Source organism: Pseudoduganella violacea (assembly GCF_014191875.1).
Taxonomy (GTDB): Bacteria; Pseudomonadota; Gammaproteobacteria; order Burkholderiales; family Burkholderiaceae_D; genus Rugamonas; species Rugamonas violacea_A.
The window spans coordinates 695,713-715,303 of the sequence record NZ_JACHXD010000001.1 but is presented as its reverse complement, the minus strand read 5'-3'; the positions used below and the strand labels follow the sequence as shown (position 1 = coordinate 715,303).

The following is a 19,591-nucleotide window of genomic DNA, read 5'->3' as shown; positions in this document are numbered from 1 at the left end:
TCTCAGACCAGCTACTGATCGTTGCCTTGGTGAGCCTTTACCTCACCAACTAGCTAATCAGATATCGGCCGCTCCAGGAGCATGAGGTCTTGCGAGCCCCCACTTTCATCCTTAGATCGTATGCGGTATTAGCGTAACTTTCGCTACGTTATCCCCCACTCTTGGGTACGTTCCGATATATTACTCACCCGTTCGCCACTCGTCAGCGGAGCAAGCTCCCTGTTACCGTTCGACTTGCATGTGTAAAGCATGCCGCCAGCGTTCAATCTGAGCCAGGATCAAACTCTTCAGTTTAATCTCTGTTGTCCGGCATTGCTGCCGGGGTCACTCACTCAAAATACTGACGATCCCTTCTTGCGAAGGTCACGTTTAATATATTTGTATGAGCGTTTGAATCTATTATTTGAGCTTCAGGACCAAAGTCCCGGGCACATCATCAAACGCCCACACTTATCGACTGTTAATTTTTAAAGATCCTGATCGCTGCACTTATCGACAAAGCGTTGTGTTTGTCAGCAGCAGAGAAGCGAGATTATCTAGTATTTCCGATGAACCGTCAAGCTTCCTGTTTTCCCATCTTCGCTTCGCTGCTTGCGCTGCGTTGCGAGGGACAGAACTATAGCGAACCTGCGGCCGGCGCGCAAGGGTAAAATGTGACTTTTCGCGCCTCATCTTCATCCCGCCTCATGACTATCCTGCTTTCCACCCTCAATGCCCGCTACACCCATGCTTCCCTTGGGCTGCGCTACCTGCTTGCGAATATGGGGGCGCTGAAAGAGCAGACCCGCATCCAGGAGTTCGTGAGCGGCGCCAAGACCACGGAAATGGTGGAGCGCATCCTGGCGGCGGAACCGAAGATCGTCGGCTTCGGCGTCTATATATGGAATGTCGAGGAGACGGCCAAGCTGGTGGCGATGCTGAAACGGGTCGCGCCCAAGCTGGTGATCGTGCTGGGCGGCCCGGAAGTCTCGCACGAGACCAATGAGCAGCATATCGTCCAGCTGGCCGATTATGTGGTGACCGGCTGGGGCGATGTCACCTTCCCCAAGCTGTGCAATGAAATCCTGAACGGACCAAAGCCGCTGATGAAGGTGCATGCGGGCGTGCAGCCGCCGATGGCGGAAATCGCCCTGCCCTATTCTTTATACGCGGATGAGGACATCGCCCACCGTACCTTGTATGTGGAGGCATCGCGCGGCTGCCCCTTCAAGTGCGAGTTCTGCCTGTCGGCGCTGGACAAGACAGCCTGGCCCTTCAATATCGATAGCTTCCTGGCCGAGATGGAAAGCCTGCATGCGCGCGGCGCCCGCCTGTTCAAGTTCGTCGACCGTACTTTCAACCTGAATATCAAGACCAGTTTGAAGATCATGCAGTTCTTCCTCGACAAGCTGGCAGCGAATCCGGAAGACCCGGTGTACGCCCACTTCGAACTGGTGCCAGACCACTTGCCCGACGCGCTGAAGGAAGGCATCGCCAAATTCCCGCCTGGCGCGCTGCAGTTCGAGATCGGCATCCAGAGTTTCAATCCGGTGGTGCAGTCGAATATCAGCCGCAAGCAGGACAACCAGAAAGCGGCCGACAATATCCGTTGGCTGTGCGAGCATTCGCACGTCCACATGCACGTGGACCTGATTGCCGGCCTGCCCGGCGAAACGGTGGAAAGCTTTGCCGAGGGTTTCGACAAGCTGTGGGCGCTCGGCCCGCACGAAATCCAGTTCGGCATTCTCAAGCGCCTGCGCGGCACGCCCATCATCCGCCATACCGAGGAATTCGGCCTGGTCTTCGATCCGCATCCACCCTATACGATCCTGGCCAACCGCGATATCGACTTTCCCACCATGCAAAAGCTGGTGCGTTTCGCGCGCTACTGGGACCTGGTGGCGAACTCGGGACGCTTCACGCAGACCACGCCGGTATTGCTGGGCGACCGGCCTTTCTATAATTTCATGGCATTCTCGGACTGGCTCTATAAGAATACCGACGCCACCCACCGCATCGCCCTGGATCGCCTGGCAGGGCTGGTGCAGCGCTACCTGGCGCAACTCCTCGGCGAAGCGGAGGCCGGCGAGCTGCTGGCGCGCGATGGCCATGCGGTGCGCGCCAAATCCGGCGGCAAGGACAAGGTGCAGCGCGCCGATTCGGCCGCCCCGCTGCGGCAAGCGCGCCATCTGGCGGCCTGATTTCCAGCCCCTTCCGCCAGCCGCCTCGCTCGCAAGGCGGTAGCGGCGGAAACGAAACTCACTTACACTGGCGGCATGCCCATTGCACAAGAGCCAATATTGACCTTCAGCCCCGGCGACGCGTCGGGACGCACCGTGACAGCCAGCGGCGTATGGCAGGTGCACGCACTGGCCCAGGGCAAGCGCATGCGCGACATCAGCGGCAAGCTGGATCAATTGCGCAATGACGCCGGCTTGCAATGGGATCTGAGCGGTATCGGCAGCATGGACCATATCGGCGCCCAGGTTTTCTGGAGCGCCTGGGGCAATAAACGCCCCGCATCCCTAAAACTGGCGGATGGCCAGGATGAATTTTTCAAACGCCTGGAAAGCACCGGGCCACTAGAACTGCCGCGCGAGCGCCGCACGCATCTGGGCTGGATACAGACGCTGGGCTTCGGCATGCTCGATTTCTTCGAGCATCTGCGCGGCTTTGTGCGCCTGATCGGCCAGGTGACGCTGGATCTAGGCCGCTTCGCGCGCCACCCGATCCGCGGTCCCTGGCGCGAAATCTCGGCGAATATTTTCCATGCCGGCTTCCAGGCGCTGGCCATCACGGCCTTGGTAGGCTTTCTGATCGGCGTGGTGCTGTCTTATCTGTCGGCCCAGCAGTTGCGCACCTTCGGCGGCGACATCTATCTGGTCAACCTGCTGGGCATGAGCGTGATCCGCGAACTGGGGCCGCTGCTGGCGGCGATCCTGGTGGCGGGCCGCTCCGGCTCATCGATTACGGCGCAGCTGGGCGTGATGCGCGTGACGGAGGAATTGGACGCCATGCTGGTGATGGGCATCTCGCATGGCTTCCGCCTGATCCTGCCAAAAGTGGTGGCGCTGGCGATTTCGATGCCGCTGCTGGTGATCTGGACCGATTGCGCGGCGCTGATCGGCGGCATGGTCTCGGCCAAGATTGAGCTGAACCTGTCGGCGCGCTACTTCATCCAGAAGCTGCCGGATGCGGTGCCGCTGGCGAACTATATGATTGGCCTGGGCAAAGGCGCGGTCTTCGGCGTGCTGATCGCGCTGGTATCCTGCCATTTCGGCCTGCGCATCAAGCCGAATACGGAAAGCCTGGGACGCGGCACAACCACTTCGGTGGTGACGGCGATTACGGTAGTGATCCTGGCCGACGCGGTGTTCGCCATCGTCTTCAATGGAGTGGGTTACTGATGAGCGAAACGTCCACGGAAGAAAGCAGTTGCCCGAACGGCGGCAGCCAGCTGACGCTGGACGGCAGCGTGCCGGTGGTCGAGATCACCAATCTGCAGACGAAGTTCGGCCGCACCGTCATCCACAATGAGCTGAACCTGACGATCGAGCAGGGCGAAATCCTGTCGCTGGTGGGCGGCTCCGGCACCGGCAAGACCGTGCTGCTGCGCCAGATGCTGGGACTGGAACGGCCTTCGCGCGGCTGCGTGCGCATCTTCGGCGAGGATATCTCGCAAGCGTCGGCCGAGCACCTGCAGCAGTTGCGCAATCACTGGGGCATGCTGTTCCAGCAAGGCGCACTGTATTCGGCGCTGACGGTATTCGACAATGTCGCCCAACCGATGCGCGAGCTGCACGCCCTGTCGCCGGAATTGATACGCGCGGCGGTGCTGCTGAAAATGAATATGGTGGGCCTGGGCCCGGAGCATGCGAACAAGATGCCGTCCGATCTCTCGGGCGGCATGATCAAGCGCGTGGCCTTGGCACGCGCCCTGGCGCTGGAACCGCAGTTGCTGTTCCTGGACGAGCCGACGGCCGGCCTCGATCCCGACCTGTCGGAAAGCTTCGTGGCCCTGATCAAGTCCCTGCACCGCGAGCTGGGACTGACGGTGGTGATGGTGACGCACGATCTGGATACGCTGTTCGCCCTCTCCACCCGCATCGCGGTGCTGGCGGAAAAGCATGTGATCGCGGTGGGGCCGACGCGCGAGGTGATCCAGTTCGACCACCCGTTTATCAAGGATTTTTTCCTGGGCGACCGCGGCAAGCGCGCCCTGGAAGCGCTGGAATAGCGCAGCAGACAAGGAGCAGGCATGGAAAACAAATCGCACGCTTTAATGACAGGCTTCTTCACCCTCGCCCTGCTGACGGCGGCGGTGCTGTTCGGCATCTGGTTCAACCGCGACCGCATCGAGCGCAATCCCTATCTGCTGGCGACCACGCTCTCGATCCCCGGCCTGAACCCGCAGGCGGCGGTGCGCTACCGCGGCTTGGAAGTGGGCAAGGTGGACGATATCGACTTCGATCCAAACAACGCCGGCCAGATCATCGTGCACCTGAGCGTGGACCCGGAAACACCCATCACCCGCACCACCTACGCCACCCTGGGCTACCAGGGCGTGACCGGCATCGCCTATATCCAGCTCGATGACGAATCGGTGGGTTCGCCACGCCTGGGCACCAGCAAGGCCAATCCCAGCCGCATTCCGCTGCAGCCAGGCCTGTTCGACCAGCTGGAAAAGCGCGGCAAAGCCATTCTCTCGCAATCGGAAGCGGCGGCGGCCAAGCTGAATACCCTGCTCAGTCCCGAGAACCAAAAAACCATCCTGGCCGCTTTCGCCGACGTCAGCGCCACGGCCAAGTCCTACCGCGAACTGTCGCAACAGCTCGCGCCCACCGTCGACAAGCTGCCGGCGCTGGCCGACCAGGCGCACAGCACGCTGGCTTCGGTAAACCGCCTGGCCACCGATGTGAACAAGCTGACCACCAGCCTGCAGGGGCCGGACGGCGCCATCACCCGCATCACCGGCACGGTGGACCGCGTCGGCAATTCGCTCGACGCCGTCACCACCGGCATCGAGCTGGAAGCCCTGCCCGGCATCACCGGCCTGACCGATGAAACGCGTTCCTCGATGCGCGCGGTGCGCCGTACCATGAACACCCTGAACGACCGCCCGCAAAGCATCTTGTTCGGCGCGCCCGGCACTCCGCCTGGCCCCGGCGAAGACGGCTTCGTGGCGCCGAAAAAATGAGGACCACCATGCATACACGCCTGCTTCCGCTTCTGGCCTGCGCCGCCATCCTGTCCGGCTGCGCCGGCAGCAAGGCCGTCCATCCGACCGCCTTCGACTTCGGCCCGCTGCCGGCCATGGCTGGCGCGCCCGCCGCGCCGGTCCTGCCGGCGCTGGTGGTGGCCGACATTGCCGGCCCCGCCTCGCTGGACAGCCAACGCATGCACTACCGCCTGCTGTATGAGGACGCCCAGCAGCCGCGCCCCTATGCCTACAATAGCTGGAGCGTGACGCCGCTGCAGTTGATGACGCAGCGCGTGAAGGCGCGCATCGCGCAGTCCGGCGTCAAGGTGCTGGGCACGCAGGACGCGGCGGCCGGCCTGCCGCTGCTGCGCATCGAGGCCGACGAGTTCTCGCAGAACTTCAGCAGCCCGCAGCAAAGCACGGCCAGCATCTCGGTGCGCGCCTCGCTGTTCCGCGCCCACCGCCTGGTGGACCAGCGCACCTTCAGCCGCAGCATGCCGGCGCCGAGCGCCGACGCGCCTGGCGGGGCGCAGGCGCTGGCCGGCGGCACCGACGCCATCGCCGCCGATATCCTGGCCTGGCTCGCCACGCTTCCGCAGCAGTAAGGCATGACCGAAACCACCGTCGCGCCGCGCAAAGGCTCGCCGGTAGCGCGCGCATCGCTGCTGGCCTATCTATTCCTGATCGTCTATGCCAGCTGGTTCCCCTTCTCCGGCTGGCATAACCAGGGACTGTCGCCGCTGATCTTCCTCGAGTCGACCTCGATGCCGCGCTATTGGACCATGTTCGACGCGGTGATCAATGTGGTCGGCTACATCCCCTTCGGCGTGCTGCTGGTGTATGCCATGTATCCGCGCTTGCGCGGCGTGTGGGCCTTCCTGCTGGCGGCCGTTTGCGGCTGCCTCGTCTCGGGATTGATGGAGGGCGTGCAGACCTACCTGCCCAGCCGCGTCTCGTCCAACCTGGACTTCTATACCAATGCCGCCGGCTGCGCCTTCGGCGCGCTGGTCGGCGTGCTCACGGCAAGCAAGCTGCTGGAAGGCAGTCCGCTCTACCGCCTGCGCCAAAGCTGGTTCGCGCCGCACGCCAGCCAAGGCCTGGTGCTGCTGGGACTCTGGCCGCTGGCGCAGATTTATCCGCAAAGCTTCCTGTTCGGCCATGGGCAGCTGCTGCCCATTCTGTCCGAATGGCTGTCCGAGCTGCTGGAGATGGATATCGACCTGACCGCCTATGTGCGCCAGGATCTGGAACTGACGGTGGAGCAATACTGGCTGTCCGAAACCATCGTCACCGCCTGCGGCATGACGGGTGCCGCCCTGACCCTGCTTTGCCTGCTGCGCAAGCCGGCTCCGCGCCCCCTGCTGATCATCGGCCTGGTCGCGGCCGCCCTGCTGGTCAAATCGCTGGCCATGGCCCTGCTGTTCTCGCCCGAAAATGCCTTCGTCTGGGTCACGCCGGGCGCGCAGGGCGGCTTCCTGATCGGTGCCATCATGCTGGCCGGCCTGGCGTTCGCGCCGCATCTGGCGCAGCGGCGGCTGGCGGCGGCCACGCTGCTGCTCAGCCTCGTAATGATCAACACCACGCCGGTCAATCCCTACTTCGCCGTCACCCTGCAAACCTGGGTGCAGGGCAAGTTCCTCAACTTTAACGGCGCGGCCCAATTCCTGTCCCTGCTCTGGCCCTTCTTTGCATTGTGGTTCCTGTGGCTGCCCTCACATAAACTCAACAAACCCTGATCGCAGGTATCATTACGCATTCAGCCTTGCGCCAGACACTGTAGGAAAACCACCATGAGCGACACCTCTTACTATAAACACCACGTCTTCTTTTGCCTGAACACGCGCGACGATGGCCGTCCTTGCTGCACCGACCACAATGCGGAAGCGGCCCAGCAATACGCCAAGAAACGCTGCAAGGAACTGGGCATCAATGGCGAAGGCAAGGTCCGCATCAACAAGGCAGGTTGCCTGGACCGCTGCGAGGAAGGCCCGGTGCTGGTGGTCTACCCGGAAGGCACCTGGTATACCTTCGTCGACAACAGCGATATCGATGAAATCATCGAGAGCCACCTGGTCGGCGGCAAAGTCGTGGAACGTTTGAAGATTTAATTTATATGCTGAACAAGAACTCGGAAAAATTTACCCTGGCCGGCGGCGCCGGCCAGATGGAAGGCCTGCTGGATTGGCCAGCCGGCACGCCGCGCGGCATCGCGCTGGTGGCCCACCCGCATCCGCTGTACGGCGGCACCATGGACAACAAGGTCGCGCAGACCCTGGCCCGCACCTTCGTGGCGCTGGGCTATGTGGCGGCGCGCATCAACTTCCGCGGCGTCGGCGCCTCGGAAGGCGTGCATGACCACGGCCACGGCGAAACCGACGATATGGAAATCCTCTACCACCATATGCGCGAGCGCTTCCCGGACCTGCCGGTGGCACTGTCGGGCTTCTCCTTCGGCACTTTCGTGCAGTCGAAACTGCAGGAACGTCTGAGCGCCGCCGGCACGCCGGCCGAGCGCCTGGTGCTGGTCGGCACGGCCGCCGGCAAATGGCAGCTGGCCGATGTGCCGGCCGACACCATCCTGATCCATGGCGAGCATGACGACACCATCACCCTGCAGGCAGTGCTGGACTGGGCGCGTCCGCAAGACATTCCGGTGATCGTGATTCCGGGCGCCGACCACTTCTTCCACCGCAAGCTGGGCCACATCAAGAATTGGGTGATCGCCCTGTGGCAGGGCCAAAAGGACACCGCCGAGGCCGATTAAGCGCCTATAATATTTGCCCATGCCGCCAGAACCCCTGCCGGCATGCGCTTCTGTATCAATTACTTGGATCATCGCCCCATGAAAAAATTCCTCGCGGCACTGGCCACCAGTGTGCTGTTCTTCTCCGCCGCCTCGGCGCAATCCTTGCCTCCTCCGACCATCGCCGCCAAGTCCTGGCTGCTGCTGGACGCCACCAGCGGCCAGATCATTGCTTCGCAAGATCCGAATGCGCGCGTCGAACCGGCTTCGCTGACGAAGATCATGACGGCCTACGTCACCTTCGGCGCCCTGCGCGACAAGAAGCTGGACCTGAACCAGAAGGTCAATGTCTCGGTGCGCGCCTGGAAAGTCGATTCCAGCAGCTCGAAGATGTTCATCGACCCGGCCACCCCGGTATCGATCAGCGACCTGCTGCACGGCCTGATGGTCCAATCCGGCAATGACGCCGCCGTCGCCCTGGCCGAAGCCGTGGCCGGCGACGAAGGCACCTTCGTCACCCTGATGAACCGCGAAGCCCAGCGCATGGGCCTGACCAATACCCGCTTCGCCAATCCGCACGGTCTGCCCAGCCCGGAAAACTACACCACCGCGCAAGACCTGTCGGTGCTGGCCAAGCATGTGATCCAGGACTTCCCCGAGTTCTACAAGATCGACTCTGTGAAGAGCTTCACCTACAACAAGATCACCCAGCCTAACCGCAACCGTCTGCTGTGGCTCGATCCGACCGTGGACGGCATGAAGACCGGCCACACCGAAGCGGCCGGCTACTGCATGGTGGCTTCGGCGCGCCGTCCGAACGGCGCCAATGAGCGCCGTCTGATCTCGGTGGTAATGGGCACCTCCTCCGACCAGGCCCGTACCCAGGAAAGCCAGAAGCTGCTGAACTGGGGCTTCCAGAACTTCGACACCGTCAAGCTGTACTCCAAAGGCCAGGCCGTGGATACGCCGGAAATCTGGAAAGGCTCGAAGAGCAATCTGAAGATCGGCTTCAAGCAGGACGTGCTGGTAACCGTGCCGAAGGGCGTGGCCGCCAAGATGAAGCCGGTGCTGGAACGCAAAGACCCGCTGGTGGCCCCGGTGGCGGAAAACGCCCGCGTCGGCTCGCTGAAGATGATGGTGGACGGCAAACCGCTGCTGGAACTGCCGGTGGTGGCGCTGGAAACCGTGAACCAGGCATCGATCTTTGGCCGCGCATGGGACTCGATCCGTCTCTGGCTGAAATAAGCTGACCCGGCTTTCCCCAAGCCCGCCTTGCGCGGGCTTTTTTATTTTTCGGCCGACATATAATCAAGATATCGGCAACGTTTATTGAAAGCGCACAAGATGGCACAGGCACTCGCACCTTCGCTCCAGACCAGCGGCAACGGCCCGCACTTATCGCGCATCGTGGCCGGCATGTGGCGTATGAACGAATGGAATATGACGGCGCAGCAGCGCCTGGCCTTTATCGAAGAATGCCTGGCGCTGGGCGTGAGCAGCTTTGACCATGCCGATATTTACGGCAGCTATGGCGTGGAACAATTGTTCGGCGAAGCGCTGGCCCTCAAGCCCGAGCTGCGCCAGCGCATCCAGCTGGTCAGCAAATGCGGCATCAAGCTGCTGTCAGAACGGCGGCCGGCGCACAGCATCCAGCATTACGACACCAGTCCGGCGCATATTCTCGCCTCGGTGGAAAACTCGCTGCGGGCCTTGCAGACCGATCACTTGGACCTGCTGCTGATCCACCGTCCCGACCCGCTGATGGATTACGACGAGGTGGCGCGCACCTTCGAACGTCTGCGGCAGGACGGCAAGGTGCGGCACTTTGGCGTTTCCAACTTCAGCCGCCACCAGTTCGAGATGCTGCACCGGCGCATTGCGCTGGCCACCAACCAGATCGAATTCTCGCCGTTGCACGTGGCGCCGCTGTTCGACGAAACGCTGGACGGCCTGCACGACAAAGGAATCGCGCCGATGGTCTGGTCGCCCCTGGGCGGTGGCCGCCTGTTCAGCGCCAGCGATGCGCAGAGCGAACGCCTGCGGCTGGTGATCAAGGACATCGCCGACCAATTGCAGCGGCCCTTCGCCAGCATCGTCTTCGCCTGGATCATGCAGCACCCGAGCCGCCCCATCCCCTTGACCGGCAGCGGCCGCATCGAAGCCGTGCAGGTAGCGGTCGAAGCCACCCAATTCAGCCTGAGCCGCGCCCAATGGTTCGAAATCCTGCGCGCCGCCCGCGGCCACGAAGTCGCCTGACGCCCTCTCCTTTGCGCTAAATCAAACAATGTCCCACCCTGGTGTCAGGCACCAAGGTCGGACATTTGCTGATCTAGATCAAAGAATGTCCTACTCTGGTGCCTGACACCAGGGTGGGACATTGTTTGAGATTTATCAATCGTCGTAGGTGAGGGGTGGGGGGATGCGCTTCCAGCCGGCGCGCCAGGCGAGGTTTAACGCTACCGTACCGGCGATGTAGACGGCGAAGAAGAGGACGAAGTAGTAGGCTTTGAGCCAGATCAGCAGTCCTATATTCACGGCCAGCAGGACCAGGGCCATCGTACTTTTCTTTTGCTTGGAGCTGGGGAAGCGGATGGTGGAGACCATCAGGCTGCCTACCGCAAACAGCAGCAGCACGACGGCGTAGCCGTGCAGCAGGTCGTCGGGCGGTTCGGGCCAGGCGACCACGAAAGCGGCGACACAGGCGGCGCCGGCGGTGATGGGCATGCCGACGAAGTAGCGCGGGTCGGTGCGGCCGACATTGACATTGAAGCGCGCCAGGCGCAGGGCGCCGCAGGCGACGAAGAAGAAGGCGGCAATGCCGCCGGCGCGCAACAGCGTGGGGTCGGCCGGGCCGATCTGCACAAAGCCATAACAGTACAGCAGCATGGCGGGGGCGCAGCCGAAGTTCATGACGTCAGCGATGGAGTCGAGCTGGACGCCGAACTCGGAACTGGTGCCGGTGGCGCGCGCGACAAAACCGTCCAGGGCGTCGAAGATGCCGGCCAGGACCAGCAGCGCGGCCGACAGCTGGTAGTCGGCCGCATAGCCGACGTGGGCATTGTCGACCGAGATCACGATGCTGGCGAAGCCGCAGGCGATCGAGAGCAGGGTGACCGAACTGGGCAGGGCGAACTTGGCGCGCTGCAAACGGGGATGGTGCGAGGTCTTCAAATGGGACGGCCGGTTTCGGGTTGGGCATGGCTGCCAATATTGCCTATTTTACCGCGCAGCACGGCGCTTCCTGGGCGCGAAGTTTTGTTGCCAACCAGTCACGGCTCATTCAGATCGGCAGAAATAGGCATAGAATCGATCTTGCTTCGCCTTCTCCGCCCTAGGAGCCTATCATGCGCCCTCTTCGACTCTGGCCCGCGCCATCCGCCGCCTTGCTGCTCGCCGCCCTACTGACGGCCTGCGGTGGGGGCGGAGGTGGCGGCACGAGCGGGATGGCGCCGGCGCCCACGCCGACGGTGGTGCAGCCGCCTGGCGCTCCCGCGCTGAGCGGCAATACGGCGCTCGATGGCTTCAACTGGTTCAATTACCGGCGCGGCCAGATCGGCCTGTCGGTGCTGACGCGCAATGGCAATATCGATGCGGCGGCGCAGGGGCATTCGAATTACCAGTTCCTGAACAGTACCGTCACGCATGACCAGGTCATGGGCCTGCCCGGCTTTACCGGCGTGACGCTGTTCGACCGCCTGACCGCGGCCCACTATATCCTGCCGCAGACCGGCTTTGCTTATGGCGAAGTGATTTCAGCCGCGTCCAACCGTTCCGGCTTTTATCATGCGGAGGAGCTGATCACCGCGATTTATCACCGCTTCGTGATCTTCGAGCCGATATTCCGCGAAATGGGCACAGGGGCGGCCAGCGGCAATAACAACTACACGTATTTCACGGCCGATTTCGCCACCATCAGCGGTTACGGCGCGGGCGTGGGCCGCAATGGCCTGGTCATGTATCCGGCCAACGCCCAGACCATGGTACCGCTCAATTTCATGAGCGATAGCGAATCGCCCGATCCGGTGCCCAACCTGAACGAGGTGGGTTATCCGGTCAGCGTGCACACCGATCTGGATAATCCGCTGACGGTGCAGAATTTCAGCCTTCGCGCGCGCGGCGGCAGCGATCTGGCGGTGCGCCTGCTGGCGCCGTCCGGCGATGCGCACACGCCCAAATCGGCGGCCGCCATCATTCCTTTGGCCCCGCTGCGCGCCAATGCCATTTACGATGTCAGCTTCCAAGGCACGGTGGGCGGCATGGCCGTCACCCGCAACTGGTCCTTTACTACCCGCTGAGGCTTATGAACGATTCCGCTCCCGCGACGCCGCGCTCCGCTCTCGATCTGGATGATGGACTACAGCGCCTGATGGGGGACCGTCCCTTGCTGCAGCGCCTGTTGCAGCGCTTCCGCCACGATTACCGCGATGCGGCGCAGGAAGCCGGCGCCCTGTTGGAGGCCGGCGCGGCCGAGGCGGCGCGGCGCAAGGTGCACACGCTGAAGGGCGCGGCCGGCATGGTGGGCGCGCATGAGGTGCATGACCTGGCGCGGCAGATCGAACAGCAGCTCGACGCGCCGGCCTTGCATCGCCTGGATGAAGCCATGCGGCGCCTGCTGCATAAGCTGGATGGGGTCTTGCCGCCGCCGGCCAGCACGCCGCCCCTGCCCGCGCCTGGTCCGGCCGATCCGATAGCGCAGCGCGCCCTACTCAATCGATTGGCCTTGCTGCTCGACGAGGGCAATGGCGCGGCCATCGATTTGCTGGAACAGTCGGCGGCGCCGCTGATCGCCGCGCTGGGCATCGTCACGTATCAGGAGATCGCGGAAGCGGCCCACGAATTCGACTTCGAACTCGCGCTGGCGGCGCTGCTGCCGCTGCTGTGAATCAGCTGTGAATCAGCTGTAAATCAGTTCAGCGGGTGAACTCCGCTTCTTCGTCGAAGGATTCGGCGCATTCCTTGCCGCAGAAACGGCGCACGCTATCCAAGGGCTTTTCGCAATACCAGCACGAACCTTTTGGTGGCAAGGATTGCCGCGTCCTGGCGGCGGGCACGGAAGGCAGCGGGGGCGTTACGCCCTCCGGGGACAGCTTGGTCTCGATCGTTTCCACAGTTTTCCCTTTCCAAACAGCACATCAAGCCTCAAGGCAAGATTACTCCACTGGAAGAAGCTGGGCATGAGCGGCATCAAATGCCCTATCCAATACAGGTATCGCCTGGGGCCATGCGCCAGACAAAGTTTCCTTTGCCTGCGCAAATGATAGCAGGATTAGAACAGGAGGCTCGGCCAGCCTTTGTGCGTTTTCGCACATATGGGCGCTGTTTTTTTCAATGGAAAGATATGCCCCGATAGACAGGGCCGCGCCGCCATGAAAAAAGCCCGCCGGCATTGCTGCGGGCGGGCTTGCATGCTGCGATCCGGACGGCTTACCAGTCGTCCTTCTTCGGCGCATCGGCCGCAGGCGCGGCAGCCTTCTTGGCAACGGCGGCCGCCTTCTGCGGCTTGGCCGGCGCTTCCTGGCTGGCGTCGCCGCCGGCTGGTTTGGCTGCGGCATGCTTCGGCGCCGCCACGGCTTCGCGCAGCTGCAGGGCGCCGGCGGCTACGCCATCCAGCTTGACCTGCACGTTTTCCAGCGTGCCGTAGGACAGGTTCGGCGTCACGCGGTTGATCACCACCTCGCAGCACTGGCTTTCCATATTGCCCAGGGATTGGCCGGTCTGCGGATCCTTGATCTCCTTGCCTTGCAGGTAGACGCGGTAACGGCCGTTCTCCGTCACGGCGCTGCCGCCCTGGCTCAGCACGACGTTATTGCCGTCGCGTTCCACGATCGAGATCGGGAAGGTGCGCAGCAGGATGGCGTCGGTGGCCTTCTTCACGATTTCAGCCTGCATGTCTTTCAGCAGACCGGCTTCGTTGAAGTTGGTGCCCAGGGTGGTTGGCGCGATCGCCGGCGGTTCGCCACGCAGGGTGGTCGACTGCAGGATCTGGCGCGTGGCCAGATTGATCATGCGCTGCGATACCGACCAGGCGCCGGCATACGACACCAGCTCGCGGTCCGAAGTCTGCAGCTTGCGCGCGTTGCGGTTGTACGCCAGCTCGTTGACCACGCCGACCCAGACCAGATCCGCGCTCAAGGCTTGGCCCAGTTTGGCGAAGTCGGTGTTGGCGGTCTGGCCGGACTCGATCATGTTCAGCTCATTTTGCAGCTCGCCCTCGAACTGGCGGTCCAGCACCGTGAAGCGGCCGGTCTGCGACAGCGAATCGATGATCTGCTGGCGGATGGCCGACAGCACTTCCTGCGCCGGCACGTTGCGCCCGCCGATATTGAAGCTGGCCTTGTCCGAACGCAGCGGCGCGACCACGATCTTGATCTTGCCGCTGTCCGCCGGCGCCTTGAACTTGGCGATCTTCGCTTCGATCTCGACCTGGAACATGCCGCCCTTATTGGCCGGAGGCGTCAGCTTCACGACTTTGAAGGAGGATACCGCGCCCTTGGACTGGGTCACGATCTGGTCGATGAAGGCCTGGCCCTGCATGGTCGTGGTGGCGGTCGCCGCCAGCTTGGCGGTATCGACGCCGTCGGTGACTTCGGCGTCCAGCGTTTCCGTGACCTGTTTCAGCACGTTGATGTTGGCCGAGGTGGCGTCCACCGTGGTGCCGTTGACCTGCATGATGGCCGTTTTCAGCGCATCGTTGACGGCGGCACCGGGCGACATGCCGGAGCCGATGGCGGTGGTCGCCACCTGCTCGACCTTGCCCACGTCCGGCGTCTGGGTCAGGTTAGGACCGGCCGGTGCGGCCTGGCCAGCAGGTGCGGCCGGCGCATCTTTCTTCTCGCCGCAACCAGCCAGGATCAGGCCAGCCAGCAGCGCGGAGGTAATGGCGTATTTCATGGTCGATTACAGCAGCGCGGTAGCGTCGTTGGCCTCTTTAGGCAGAGGGATGTTGTTGCTCTTGGCGAAATCGATCGCGGTTTTCAGGGTGCTGCCCACGGACTTCAGCGAGCCTGGCAGGCTTTGCACGATGTAGACAGCCGAATTGGCAGTCGCGCCCAGCGAAGTCACGCTTGGCTTGAAGCCGGACATGTCCTTGCTCACGCCCACGTACTGGATCACGCCGCGCGCCAGGTCGGCCAGGCCGTTGGCGAAGCGTTTTTTGCTCTCTTCATCCATCACCACTTTCTGGCCCTTCATGCGCTCTTCCAGCACTTTGCTGCTGTCGGTCTGCACTTTGGCGGCGCCTTCCAGCGCATCCTTGGTCGCGCCTTCGGTCAGGTTCTTGGCGTGCAGGGCGGCTTTTTCGGATTCGTCTTTCAGGCCCAGGGCGGCCAGCATATTGGCGTCGGCGTTCATCACGCTCTGGGTGCCGGTCACGTAGCGTTTCACGATCTGCTCGGCGCTGGCGCCGCCGCTCGACTTGCCGCCACCCAGGGCGCTGGTCAGGCCGCCGAATTGGGCGGAAGCGATACCGGAGGCTGCCATCATCAGGGCGCCCAGCAGAACGGACATGCGAATCTTATTCATAGTGCGGTCTTCTTTCTTTTAAGTTGTCATGAAACGAGGGTGAGGCAATCAATACACGCCGGCGGCGTTCAGGCGGCTAACCACTTCCTTGGCGGCCAGGCCCGAGGCTTCTTTCAGGGCTTTGGTCTGCGCGGTGGCGCTGTCGGCGCCCAGGCCGAAGTACTGCACCGGCGGCACGGAAGCCACTTCACGCGGCAGGTTGCCGCGCAGGTCCAGCACGCGGCCGGTCACTGAAACGACAACGCGCTGCATGCCGGTGGCTTCGTCCACGGCGGCAGGGTTCACGTCGAAGGTGGCCAGCGCCAGCAGCGGCACGCCGTTCTTGCGCAGGGAGGCGACGATGGAACGCAGAGTGGCCGGCGCCAGGTCGTTACCTTTGGAGAAGTCCTGGTTGACCGATGGGATGTCTTTGTCGCCCAGCACGAATTCAGGATCGGCAACGGCGAAGCCGGCTTGCGAGAACACGCTGGTGATGGCGGTTTTCTGGTTCGCCAGCGAGAACACGCGGAATTCGGTCTGGTCGGCTTTGCGGGTGGTGCTGCCGCCGGTTTCCACGGTCACGGACTGCTTGGCCGACAGGCTGTCGTTCTTGCGCACGGAAGCGTTGGTGGAGATGGAACCGCCGCGCAGGGATTCGCCTTCGCTGCCCTTGGTGCTGCCGTTGCGCTTGACGTCGCGCTCGACGCTCATTTCGGCGCGCTGCACAACGCGGTCGTCGAAGCTCTTCACGCTGGCCACTTCGCGGCCGACGAAGACGTAGACCATCTGCGACTTCTCGCCGACGGCGGTCTTGCCGGCGGCGCTGGCGCTCTTCAGGGTGTTTTTCAGCTTGGCGACATTCAGCTCGGTGCGCACGGACACGGAGTACTTGCGCAGGTTGGGCTGGTCCATTTCGTTCAGCACGGTGGTGCTGAGCAGGAATTTGTCCAGGTTCGCTTCGATCTTGTCCTGGATCGCTTCAAAGTTCTGCGATTCGGCTTCGCCGCTTTCGGCGAAGTAGCGCTCGACGGAGGCCAGCTGCGCGTTGCGGTAGGCTTTTTCCTTGTCCATCGGGCTCAGGGTGGTCGGGTAGCTGATGGTCGCTACGCCTTTGACTTGCACGATTTGCGCGACGGCTTGCGCCGACAGCAGCAGGGCTGCGCACAGCAGGAGGAATTTCTTCATTTATTTACTCGCTTTCAGGATAGTCCGGGTTGCTTCAATCTGTTTCGTGATGTCTTTGGCGGAAGCGGCGGTGGTGACCCATTTCGGATCGGCGCCTTCAAAGGCATCGGCCAGCTTCAGGAACATGCCGCGGATGGCGTCCTGGTAGGCGGCGAAATCGTCGGTCGACACCAGGCCAGCCGGTACCACGGCGGATTCGCCGTTTTTCAGGTCGGTGTTGATGTAGTCGGTGTTCAGGGTCGGCTCGAAGAAGTGGATATTGGCGTAGGCGCCGTATACATACGAGGTGCCGACGCGGGTTTCGGCCGTTTTGATCTTGGCGAACTTGTTGATCTTGATATCGAACAAATAGTCGCCTTCGCCGATCTTCAGCTGCACATCGTCGCCGTTTTCCAGGCGCATGGCCATGGTGCCCATGGCGTGGCCGGCGCCGGACGGCAGCACCGGCACGCCGGCCTTGGCCGACAGCACGGAGCCGAAGGAGTCGGCCAGCATCGATTCGATGATCTTGGGCTGGCTGCGCAGGGCTTCCGGCATCAGCGCCAGCGCTTCAGGCGCCATCTCGGCCTTGCGCACCTGGATGGTGCGGGTGCCCGGCGCCGGCAGCGTGGCGCTGGCCAGGCGGTTCAGGTATTGGGTGAACAGGCCCTTGCCCTCTTCCTTGGTCAGCAGTTCTTCCACGAAGCGGCCGATGCGCGCCTCCGAGGGCGGGACCGGGGTGGCGTCGAACAGGGCGGCGTTGATCGGGTAGCTGCGCACCACGGTTTTGCTCTTGAAGTCGAAAATCAGCGCTTCACCGCGCAGATTGACGAAGGTCTTGTAGTAGCTGCCGAAATTTTCGGTGAGGATGGTCTCGCCGCTGAGCACCAGCACCGTCATCAGCGCCTGGTCGGACGCCTTCAGGTTCATCATCTTGTCCGGCGCCATCAGCTCGAAGGCGGGATTCTTGACGGCGGCGCTGCGGTCCACCAACAGGCGCGAGAAGCTTTGGCCCGGCGTGGCGCGCATGCGCTCATACACGGCATAACTCTGCGGGAAACGGGTTTTGGCGGTGCCGGCATCACCAGCGAAGGCAAAACCGGCTACGGCGATATTGGAGGCTGATGCGGTTTGCGGAAACAGGCCAGTTACTGTTACTACTGCCACTACTGCCACGAACACCATGGCCACGCGCTTCAAAAACATCAGCGAACCCCTTATGAATATTAGTAGTATTGCTCTAGAGAAAGGTGTGGATTGTATACGCATTGGGGGCGCACGATATTCACCAATTGTAACAATTGACTGAAAAGCAAGCATGCAACTTGCATTTATTTAGGCAGTTTCACCGTATAATTGCGAGTGATTCTTATTTACATAATTCAAAGCGGCCTGGCCGGGAAAGGATGTGTTCGTGTCACCACTCAGTTGCGCATCCGGCGCCGGCATCGCGGCCCTGTATGCCGACCACCATGGCTGGCTGCTCGGCTGGCTGCGCCGGCGCCTGCGCGATTCCGTCGATGCCGCCGACCTGGCCCAGGACACCTTCATCCGCCTGCTCAGCAAGGATGCGCCGCCACCGATCCAGGAGCCGCGCGCCCTGCTGACGACCATCGCCCAGGGCATGGTCGCCAATCTGCAGCGCCGCCGCCAGCTGGAACAGGCGTATCTGCAGGCTTTGGCCGCCCTGCCCGAACCGTTGGCGCCCTCGCCCGAATGCCGCGCCATCGTGCTGGAGACGCTGTGCGAAATCGACCGCCTGCTGGACGGCCTGCCGGGCAAGGTGCGCGAAGCCTTCCTGCTGTCCCAGCTCGATGGCCTGCGCCAGGGCGAAATCGCCGCCAGGCTCGGCGTTTCGCTGCCGACCGTGAAACGCTATATCGCGCGGGCGCTGGCCCAGTGCTGCTTCGCCGAGTGAGCCGCGCAACCATGGATACCGTTCTTTCCTCGACCATTCCCGCGGAAGTACGCCTGCAGGCCGCCAGCTGGCTGGTGGAGCTGCAATCGGAGCAGGCCAACGACGCCACGCGCAGCGCATGGCAGGCCTGGCGCGCGGCGCATCAGGATCATGAACGCGCCTGGCAGAAAGTGGCGGCTTTCAGCGCCCGCCTGGACCAGCTGCCGCCCGCCCTGGCGCAGGCGACGTTGGCCGCTCCGCGCTCGGCCGCGCGGCGGCGCGCCGTGCAGGCGCTGGCGGTGGCCCTGTTTGCCGGCGGCGCGGCGTGGATGCTGGAAGAGCAGGCGTCGTGGCGGCAATGGAGCGCGGATCGCCGCACCGGCACCGGCCAGCGCAGCAGCCTGGCCTTGGCCGACGGCACCATCGTGGAAATGAACGCCAGTTCGGCCATCGATATTGATTACAGCGGCAGCGAGCGCGTGCTGCGCCTGATCGACGGCGAAATCATGGTGACGACGGCCAAGGACGTGGCCGAGCGTCCCTTCTACGTCTACACCGGCCATGGCCGCCTGCAGGCGCTGGGCACCCGCTTCAGCGTGAGCCGGGCCGGCTGCCGGCAGACCGAGGTCGCCGTCTACGATGGCGCGGTGGAAGTGCGGCCGCTGGACGCGTCGCCGCAGCGCTTGCAGGCCGGGCAGATGCTGCATTTCAGCGACGCCGCCGTCGGCCCGCTGCAAGCCGCCGACGAAAACGCCAGCGTGTGGCTGCAAGGCATGCTGGTGGCGACGGATATGCCGCTGGAACGCTTTGTGGCGGCGCTGGCGCGCTATCGCCATGGCCGGCTGGCGGTCGATCCAGCTATCGCCGCGCTCAAGGTCTCAGGCACCTATCCGCTGGCCGATACCGATAAGGTGCTCGATATGCTGGGCAAGACGCTGCCGCTGCAGGTTCGCTACATGACGCGCTACTGGGTCACGCTGGCGCCGCGCTCCGCGCGCGGCTGAAAAATAATTCGTCGGCACTGATCCCTTTTCCAATCTCGCGGGGCATACAGGATAGAAGCCATCTAACCGCATTGAAAGGAATCCCGAATGAGCCAGTCCGGCAT

Annotated in this window: 20 protein-coding genes and 1 rRNA gene; 14 read left to right on the top strand and 7 right to left on the bottom strand. The window is 62.9% G+C overall.

From position 1 onward, the window contains the following. A 16S ribosomal RNA gene (locus FHS03_RS03140) occupies positions 1-294 on the bottom strand; the annotation flags it as partial. Between the two features lie 392 nt (positions 295-686). Here FHS03_RS03140 and FHS03_RS03135 point away from each other — a divergent pair. The 10 genes from FHS03_RS03135 (at position 687) to FHS03_RS03090 (ending at position 10,178) form a co-directional block, all read left to right on the top strand. After that, on the top strand, positions 687-2,180 hold the full coding sequence (locus FHS03_RS03135) for a B12-binding domain-containing radical SAM protein (RefSeq protein WP_183439527.1): 1,494 nt from the start codon (positions 687-689) through the stop codon (positions 2,178-2,180). Between the two features lie 75 nt (positions 2,181-2,255). After that, a complete protein-coding gene (locus FHS03_RS03130; RefSeq protein WP_183439526.1) occupies positions 2,256-3,386 on the top strand; it encodes an MlaE family ABC transporter permease in 1,131 nt (376 codons plus the stop codon). Further along, positions 3,386-4,216: an ABC transporter ATP-binding protein gene (locus FHS03_RS03125; RefSeq protein ID WP_183439525.1), complete on the top strand. Its 831-nt coding sequence runs from the start codon at positions 3,386-3,388 to the stop codon at positions 4,214-4,216. The genes FHS03_RS03130 and FHS03_RS03125 overlap by 1 nt, the downstream gene beginning before the upstream one ends. 21 nt (positions 4,217-4,237) lie before the next feature. Continuing rightward, positions 4,238-5,176, top strand: coding sequence for an MlaD family protein (locus FHS03_RS03120; protein WP_183439524.1), 939 nt, complete (start codon positions 4,238-4,240; stop codon positions 5,174-5,176). Positions 5,177-5,184: 8 nt separating this feature from the next. After that, positions 5,185-5,784, top strand: a complete 600-nt coding sequence (locus FHS03_RS03115) for an ABC-type transport auxiliary lipoprotein family protein (RefSeq protein ID WP_229426026.1) — start codon at positions 5,185-5,187, stop codon at positions 5,782-5,784. A gap of 3 nt (positions 5,785-5,787) precedes the next feature. Further along, positions 5,788-6,915 carry a VanZ family protein gene (locus FHS03_RS03110; protein WP_183439522.1) on the top strand — a complete coding sequence of 376 codons (1,128 nt, stop codon included), beginning with the start codon at positions 5,788-5,790 and terminating at the stop codon, positions 6,913-6,915. Between the two features lie 54 nt (positions 6,916-6,969). Then, positions 6,970-7,287, top strand: coding sequence for a (2Fe-2S) ferredoxin domain-containing protein (locus FHS03_RS03105; protein ID WP_050410979.1), 318 nt, complete (start codon positions 6,970-6,972; stop codon positions 7,285-7,287). Positions 7,288-7,295: 8 nt separating this feature from the next. After that, positions 7,296-7,943, top strand: a complete 648-nt coding sequence (locus tag FHS03_RS03100; protein ID WP_183439586.1) for an alpha/beta hydrolase — start codon at positions 7,296-7,298, stop codon at positions 7,941-7,943. Between the two features lie 78 nt (positions 7,944-8,021). Then, positions 8,022-9,167 (top strand): D-alanyl-D-alanine carboxypeptidase family protein, encoded by a 1,146-nt coding sequence (locus FHS03_RS03095; protein WP_183439521.1) that lies wholly within the window; start codon positions 8,022-8,024, stop codon positions 9,165-9,167. Positions 9,168-9,266: 99 nt separating this feature from the next. Next, complete coding sequence (locus FHS03_RS03090; RefSeq protein WP_229426025.1) at positions 9,267-10,178, top strand: aldo/keto reductase; 912 nt, start codon at positions 9,267-9,269, stop codon at positions 10,176-10,178. Positions 10,179-10,313: 135 nt separating this feature from the next. Here the strand turns inward: FHS03_RS03090 and pssA are convergent, their stop codons facing one another. Next, positions 10,314-11,093, bottom strand: a complete 780-nt coding sequence (gene pssA, locus FHS03_RS03085; protein WP_229426024.1) for a CDP-diacylglycerol--serine O-phosphatidyltransferase — start codon at positions 11,091-11,093, stop codon at positions 10,314-10,316. A 173-nt stretch (positions 11,094-11,266) separates the two neighbouring features. On the opposite strand from pssA, the gene FHS03_RS03080 reads away from it, so the two are divergent. Beyond that, on the top strand, positions 11,267-12,217 hold the full coding sequence (locus tag FHS03_RS03080; RefSeq protein ID WP_183439520.1) for a CAP domain-containing protein: 951 nt from the start codon (positions 11,267-11,269) through the stop codon (positions 12,215-12,217). Positions 12,218-12,222: 5 nt separating this feature from the next. Continuing rightward, positions 12,223-12,804, top strand: a complete 582-nt coding sequence (locus tag FHS03_RS03075) for an Hpt domain-containing protein (protein WP_183439519.1) — start codon at positions 12,223-12,225, stop codon at positions 12,802-12,804. Between the two features lie 28 nt (positions 12,805-12,832). Here the strand turns inward: FHS03_RS03075 and FHS03_RS03070 are convergent, their stop codons facing one another. The 5 genes from FHS03_RS03070 to FHS03_RS03050 form a co-directional block, all read right to left on the bottom strand. After that, positions 12,833-13,030: a hypothetical protein gene (locus FHS03_RS03070; RefSeq protein WP_183439587.1), complete on the bottom strand. Its 198-nt coding sequence runs from the start codon at positions 13,028-13,030 to the stop codon at positions 12,833-12,835. Positions 13,031-13,346: 316 nt separating this feature from the next. Further along, positions 13,347-14,813, bottom strand: coding sequence for a CsgG/HfaB family protein (locus FHS03_RS03065; protein WP_183439518.1), 1,467 nt, complete (start codon positions 14,811-14,813; stop codon positions 13,347-13,349). 6 nt (positions 14,814-14,819) lie between these two features. Then, positions 14,820-15,443, bottom strand: a complete 624-nt coding sequence (locus tag FHS03_RS03060) for a hypothetical protein (RefSeq protein ID WP_183439517.1) — start codon at positions 15,441-15,443, stop codon at positions 14,820-14,822. Between the two features lie 48 nt (positions 15,444-15,491). Further along, positions 15,492-16,607 (bottom strand): hypothetical protein, encoded by a 1,116-nt coding sequence (locus tag FHS03_RS03055; protein WP_183439516.1) that lies wholly within the window; start codon positions 16,605-16,607, stop codon positions 15,492-15,494. After that, positions 16,608-17,792: a hypothetical protein gene (locus FHS03_RS03050; protein WP_183439515.1), complete on the bottom strand. Its 1,185-nt coding sequence runs from the start codon at positions 17,790-17,792 to the stop codon at positions 16,608-16,610. A gap of 208 nt (positions 17,793-18,000) precedes the next feature. Between FHS03_RS03050 and FHS03_RS03045 the strand changes: the two genes are divergently transcribed. Further along, a complete protein-coding gene (locus FHS03_RS03045; RefSeq protein WP_183439514.1) occupies positions 18,001-18,504 on the top strand; it encodes a sigma-70 family RNA polymerase sigma factor in 504 nt (167 codons plus the stop codon). A gap of 11 nt (positions 18,505-18,515) precedes the next feature. Next, complete coding sequence (locus tag FHS03_RS03040; RefSeq protein ID WP_183439513.1) at positions 18,516-19,487, top strand: FecR domain-containing protein; 972 nt, start codon at positions 18,516-18,518, stop codon at positions 19,485-19,487. The last annotated feature ends 104 nt before the right edge of the window (positions 19,488-19,591 follow it).

Bases quoted from the DNA above. Each gene is read 5' to 3' on its own strand.
- FHS03_RS03075 (WP_183439519.1), top strand. From the start codon at position 12,223: ATGAACGATTCCGCTCCCGCGACGCCGCGCTCCGCTCTCGATCTGGAT.
- FHS03_RS03040 (WP_183439513.1), top strand. From the start codon at position 18,516: ATGGATACCGTTCTTTCCTCGACCATTCCCGCGGAAGTACGCCTGCAG.
- FHS03_RS03135 (WP_183439527.1), top strand. From the start codon at position 687: ATGACTATCCTGCTTTCCACCCTCAATGCCCGCTACACCCATGCTTCC.
- FHS03_RS03080 (WP_183439520.1), top strand. From the start codon at position 11,267: ATGCGCCCTCTTCGACTCTGGCCCGCGCCATCCGCCGCCTTGCTGCTC.
- FHS03_RS03120 (WP_183439524.1), top strand. From the start codon at position 4,238: ATGGAAAACAAATCGCACGCTTTAATGACAGGCTTCTTCACCCTCGCC.
- FHS03_RS03125 (WP_183439525.1), top strand. From the start codon at position 3,386: ATGAGCGAAACGTCCACGGAAGAAAGCAGTTGCCCGAACGGCGGCAGC.
- FHS03_RS03095 (WP_183439521.1), top strand. From the start codon at position 8,022: ATGAAAAAATTCCTCGCGGCACTGGCCACCAGTGTGCTGTTCTTCTCC.
- FHS03_RS03055 (WP_183439516.1), bottom strand. From the start codon at position 16,607: ATGAAGAAATTCCTCCTGCTGTGCGCAGCCCTGCTGCTGTCGGCGCAA.
- FHS03_RS03090 (WP_229426025.1), top strand. From the start codon at position 9,267: ATGGCACAGGCACTCGCACCTTCGCTCCAGACCAGCGGCAACGGCCCG.
- FHS03_RS03130 (WP_183439526.1), top strand. From the start codon at position 2,256: ATGCCCATTGCACAAGAGCCAATATTGACCTTCAGCCCCGGCGACGCG.
- FHS03_RS03060 (WP_183439517.1), bottom strand. From the start codon at position 15,443: ATGAATAAGATTCGCATGTCCGTTCTGCTGGGCGCCCTGATGATGGCA.
- FHS03_RS03050 (WP_183439515.1), bottom strand. From the start codon at position 17,792: ATGTTTTTGAAGCGCGTGGCCATGGTGTTCGTGGCAGTAGTGGCAGTA.
- FHS03_RS03115 (WP_229426026.1), top strand. From the start codon at position 5,185: ATGCATACACGCCTGCTTCCGCTTCTGGCCTGCGCCGCCATCCTGTCC.
- FHS03_RS03105 (WP_050410979.1), top strand. From the start codon at position 6,970: ATGAGCGACACCTCTTACTATAAACACCACGTCTTCTTTTGCCTGAAC.
- FHS03_RS03065 (WP_183439518.1), bottom strand. From the start codon at position 14,813: ATGAAATACGCCATTACCTCCGCGCTGCTGGCTGGCCTGATCCTGGCT.
- FHS03_RS03110 (WP_183439522.1), top strand. From the start codon at position 5,788: ATGACCGAAACCACCGTCGCGCCGCGCAAAGGCTCGCCGGTAGCGCGC.